At 59.6% G+C, this 4,768-nt stretch carries 4 protein-coding genes; all 4 read left to right on the forward strand.

The features are described 5' to 3' along the window. Positions 1-94: 94 nt before the first annotated feature. Complete coding sequence (locus tag WBV42_RS19635; protein ID WP_423987539.1) at positions 95-1,378, forward strand: TIGR00341 family protein; 1,284 nt, start codon at positions 95-97, stop codon at positions 1,376-1,378. Between the two features lie 105 nt (positions 1,379-1,483). Next, entirely contained in the window at positions 1,484-1,618 is a 135-nt protein-coding gene (locus WBV42_RS19640; RefSeq protein WP_423987542.1) for a hypothetical protein, read from the forward strand. 316 nt (positions 1,619-1,934) lie between these two features. Further along, positions 1,935-3,347 carry an esterase-like activity of phytase family protein gene (locus WBV42_RS19645; protein ID WP_423987540.1) on the forward strand — a complete coding sequence of 471 codons (1,413 nt, stop codon included), beginning with the start codon at positions 1,935-1,937 and terminating at the stop codon, positions 3,345-3,347. Positions 3,348-3,504: 157 nt separating this feature from the next. Then, the coding region (locus tag WBV42_RS19650; protein WP_423987541.1) for a homocitrate synthase/isopropylmalate synthase family protein at positions 3,505-4,768 on the forward strand (1,264 nt) is incomplete at its 3' end.

A 4,768-nucleotide genomic window follows, 5' to 3' on the forward strand; every position in this document is an offset into this window, starting at 1 on the left:
GAATTCCCTCCCTCGAATAGGAAACCCGAACCACAAGACAGTGCTGGATATATGTGTAAGTATTCTTATATATTGTGCAGCGCATAACAGATGTATGCGTGTCGTCCAAGTGCTCATCCCCGAGGGAGACCGAGCGAACGTCCTTGCGGCACTCGACGAGGAGGGGATCGATTATGCAGTCTGGGAAGAAACCGGTCGTGGCGATTTCGAAGCGCTCGTCTCGTTCCCCGTCCCCGAACCCGGCGTCGAACCCGTGCTCGATAGTCTGTACGCAGCGGGGATCAAGGAAAAATCGTATACTCTCGTCATGCCGACTGAGACGGTGGTCTCCGAACGAATCGGGGCGCTCAAAGATCGGTATCGGGGGTACCGTATCTCGCGTGACGAACTCATCGCGCGTGCTGAGGACCTCGCCCCCGAATCCTCCACGTTTTTCATTTTCCTCATCGTAAGCACGCTGATAGCGACGACTGGGTTGCTCCTCAATTCGGCAGCGACTATTATCGGGGCGATGGTCATCGCGCCGCTCATGGGACCGGCGATTTCGGCCAGCGTCGGGGCCGTCCTCGCGGACAGGGAGATGACGACACGGGGCGTGAGACTGCAAGTAACCGGTCTATTTGCCGCAATCGTGACGGCTGCCGTTCTGGGCCTACTGTTGAAAGAGACGATGTTCCTACCGCCGACCGATATTCGAACGATTCCACAGATCCTCGAACGTACTTCACCGAATTTCCTCTCGCTGTTCTTGGCACTCGGATCGGGTGTCGCCGGTGCCGTGAGTGTCATACGGGGAGCGGGGTCGTCACTCGTCGGGGTCGCAATCGCAGTGGCGCTCATCCCTCCTGCCGCCACCGCGGGCCTCGGTCTCGCGTGGGGCGATCCCGGAATCGTCCTCACCGCTGGCGTTCTCGTGCTGGTGAACTTGCTCGCGATCAACCTCTCGGCGCTCATTTTGCTGTGGCTCGCGGGGTATCGCCCCGAGAAAGGAAAACATGAGATACAGGCCCGACGGGCCGTTCGTACTCGAATCGCGACCGTCGTTCTCGGCCTCGTCATCCTGTCCGTCGTGCTCGGCACCGTCACGTGGGCGTCGTTCGGAGTCGGAACCGTGAAGACCGACGTAAATACGGAGGTCAAAGCGATGTTCAACAGCGGCCAATTCGGTGGCCTGGAGTTCGAACAAGCGACCGTGAACTACGATATCGACGAGGTCCTTCTCGGCCACCCAGCAGACGTGACAGTCGTCGTGTCGTACGGGCCGAACGGACGAATACCACCGGACATCGCTCAACGGATCGATGAGCGGCTAACGAAAGCGACCGGACACGAAGTCATCGTACATGTCGAGTTAGTACAAGGGCAGGATTCGACCTGACACGGAACCCTATGGATTAGTGATAATTCTTGTTTGCTGGTTACACTCGTTGGCCTCGTTCGGTGCGAACAAGTACTATAGTGGCTAGTGTCGTACCGGTCTCGCATGGACTACTTCGAGGTCATCCGTCGCCGTCGGATGGTGCGGAACTTCCGTGACGACCCCCTCGAAGCGTCGAAGTATCTTCACAGCCGGTGGTTCATCGCATCTGCTCCAGCGATCGGACGGTATCCGACATGATCCACGCCGTCTCACTATCAGGTTCCTCGATACAGATCGCAAAGAACGAATCACGGCCGTTATCGACGGTTATTCGATACCCACTACTTACCAATTCTGGGTCCCCGTCAAAAGACGGTTTAGGGGCGTTCACACTTGCCCTCAGAGTTGACCGTAGATAACGACAGTGGATTGTATCGCTACCCAACGAACGGGAGATTTCGGGCACGGATGGTGTGAATTGCTCTATAACACCCTCGTTGTCAAAGTTGACCTCTTAATTTCTATAGTCCAAAAATATATATTTACATGTGTTTTCTGTGGCTGTCTCGATTCGATGCGCGAAGAAACCACGCGGCGACGGATGCTCGGCGGGATCGGACTGACCGGTGCGTACAGCGTCTTCGGAAACCGGCTCCGGAGTTGGAACCGAGACCACCACGAGCGGAAGAAGAAAGGAAACGACGGCAACACTCACGATGAGAACTGTGGTCGGATAACGAACGCCTGTGTCGAGGTCACGTCGCTCGACATGTCCGGTCTCTCGCTCGGACACACCACGTTCCGAAACGGGTCGACTCGTGGTAAGACGCTCGACCTTTTCGTCAGTCCCGGGAGCGGGGCCGCCGCCCCCGCCGACGGCTCGACCGATCGCTTCTACGCGGTCGGTGACCGCGGACCGAACATCCACCACGATGATGCAAAGGAGGTTACCGGTCTCGATCCCTCGTTCTTCGGAGACCAGTCCGGCGGGAAGATCTTCACCGATCCCGGTTATACGCCGTCGATCTACGAGATCGAACTCGGTCATGGGACGCCACGCGTCGTGAACACCATCCCGCTCGCGGACACGGACGGACACGACATCACCGCCATCAGCAACCCGTTGACGGTGACCGACACCGAGGTCGCTTACTCGATGAACGGGGCACGCATCCCGTACGACCCGAACGGGATGGACGTCGAAGCGGTCGCCCAACTCACGGACGGCACCTTCTGGATCGCCGAGGAGTACGCACCGAGCCTCGCACACGTCGACGCCAACGGGAGGATACTCGACCGTATCGTCCCAGCGGGCGTCGACACCGACCTCTCGGATGCCACGTATTCCGTGACGGGCGACCTCCCGGCGATCATCCGCCGCCGAAAGCTCAACCGTGGGATCGAAGGGTTCGGCGTCACACCCGACGAGAGCGCGATCTTCTTCGCGCTGCAGAGCCCGCTTGCAAACCCGGACGTCAACACGTCGAACACGTCTCGGAACGTCCGCATCTTCCGGTTCGATCTCGATTCCAAATCGGTCACCGACGAGTACCTCTACCGACTCGATCTCCCGGGTACCTTCGAGAAGGACAACGCGGACGGATCGCCCGATCAGCACGACGTGAAGGTCAGCGAACTCAAGGTTCTCGGTGAGGAGACCCTGCTCGTCCTCGAACGCGTGAATGAGACGATGAAGCTCTATCGGGTCAATCTCGACGGCGTCTCGACGGTTCCCGAGACGTTCGACGATGTAAATACGACGCCGACGCTCGAATCGCTCGACGCTACCGGTCTCGCGGACGCGGGCGTCGAAGCGGTCCCGAAGGACCTCACGTTCGACACCGACGACTACGACGGCCTCCCGTCGAAGATCGAGGGTGTCGCCATCCTCGACGACCGGGAATTCGTGCTGATGAACGACAGCGACTTCGGACTCGGAGATGCGACCCCGCAAGTCGTCAGCGTCCGTCACCACCGATCGCTGTAGAAGGTCAACTCGGACGTACGAACCTCCCGTAGAGCGTCGTCATCACTCACCCTTTCGGTACCAGAGACGACATCCCCACTCGACTGGTTGCAATATCTGCCCATCTCGAACAGACTATATGCGTTTGAGTACCATACCAAAGTGGATATCATGACCAGTGATCGATTTATTCGGGGGCTCCCCCGAACTAACCCCACTATCTGATTCTGACGTACAGTTCCTCGACACCACGCTCCGCGACGGCGAACAAGCGCCGGGAATCTCGCTTACGCCGACAGACAAAGCCAAGATTGCCCGCAAACTCGATGCGACTGGTATCAGTGTCATCGAAGCCGGGAGCGCTTGCACCGGAGAAGGCGAGAGAGAGACGATTTCGAGGGTAACCGACCTCGACCTCGACGCGATGGTGACGAGCTTCGCCCGCGGCGTCAAACACGACATCGATCTCGCGCTCGACTGCGGGGTCGACGGTGTGAACCTCGTCGTTCCCGCGAGCGACCGCCACATCGAGGGAAAGGTCGGGACCACGCGCGACGAAGTGATTCAAACGACGGTCGAACTCACCGAATACGCCAAGGATCACGGTCTCTGGCTGGAAGTCCTCGGTGAGGACGGCTCACGGGCCGACCTCGATTTCCTCGAACGATTGATGAGCGCGGGCATCGAGGCGGGTGCTGACCGAATCTGCTACTGTGATACGGTCGGACACGCGACCCCGGAACAGGCCGGGAACGCCGTTTCCCGGTTGGCTCAGCTCGGTCCGACGAGTACCCATACCCACGACGATCTCGGGCTGGCGCTGGCGAACGCATTCGCGAGCATCGAGGCCGGAGCGGATCTCGTTCACGCAACCGTCAACGGGATCGGTGAGCGTGCAGGTAACGTCGCACTTGAGGAAGTTGCCATCGCGCTCGATCACGGGTACGATATCGAAACGGTCGAAACCGCACGACTGTACGATCTCGCACAGACGGTCGCGACGGCAACCGACGTTCCGCTCGCACCGAACAAAGCCGTGGTCGGCGAGAACGCATTCGCACACGAGTCCGGCATCCACACCGACGGGACGCTCAAGGACGAGGCGATGTACGAGCCGTACCCGCCGGATACCGTTGGTCGTGAACGCCGACTCGTCCTCGGAAAACACGCCGGCAGAGCGGGTGTCCGTTCGGCACTCGACGAACACGGCGTCAGCGTGTCCGGTGACGAACTCAATGCGATCGTGGAGCGAGTGAAGGCGATCGGCGAACGAGGACGACGCATCACCGACACCGACCTGCTCGCAATCGCCGACGAGGTACAAGGTCGTGAACGCGACCGGCCGATCGAACTGCGGGATCTAACCGCCACTAGCGGAGGTGCGACACCAACCGCGAGCGTTCGACTGGCCGTCGACGGCGAGGAGCACGTCGCCAGTGGCG

It is taken from the genome of Haladaptatus sp. (genome assembly GCF_049589095.1).
Classification (GTDB): domain Archaea; phylum Halobacteriota; class Halobacteria; order Halobacteriales; family Haladaptataceae; genus Haladaptatus.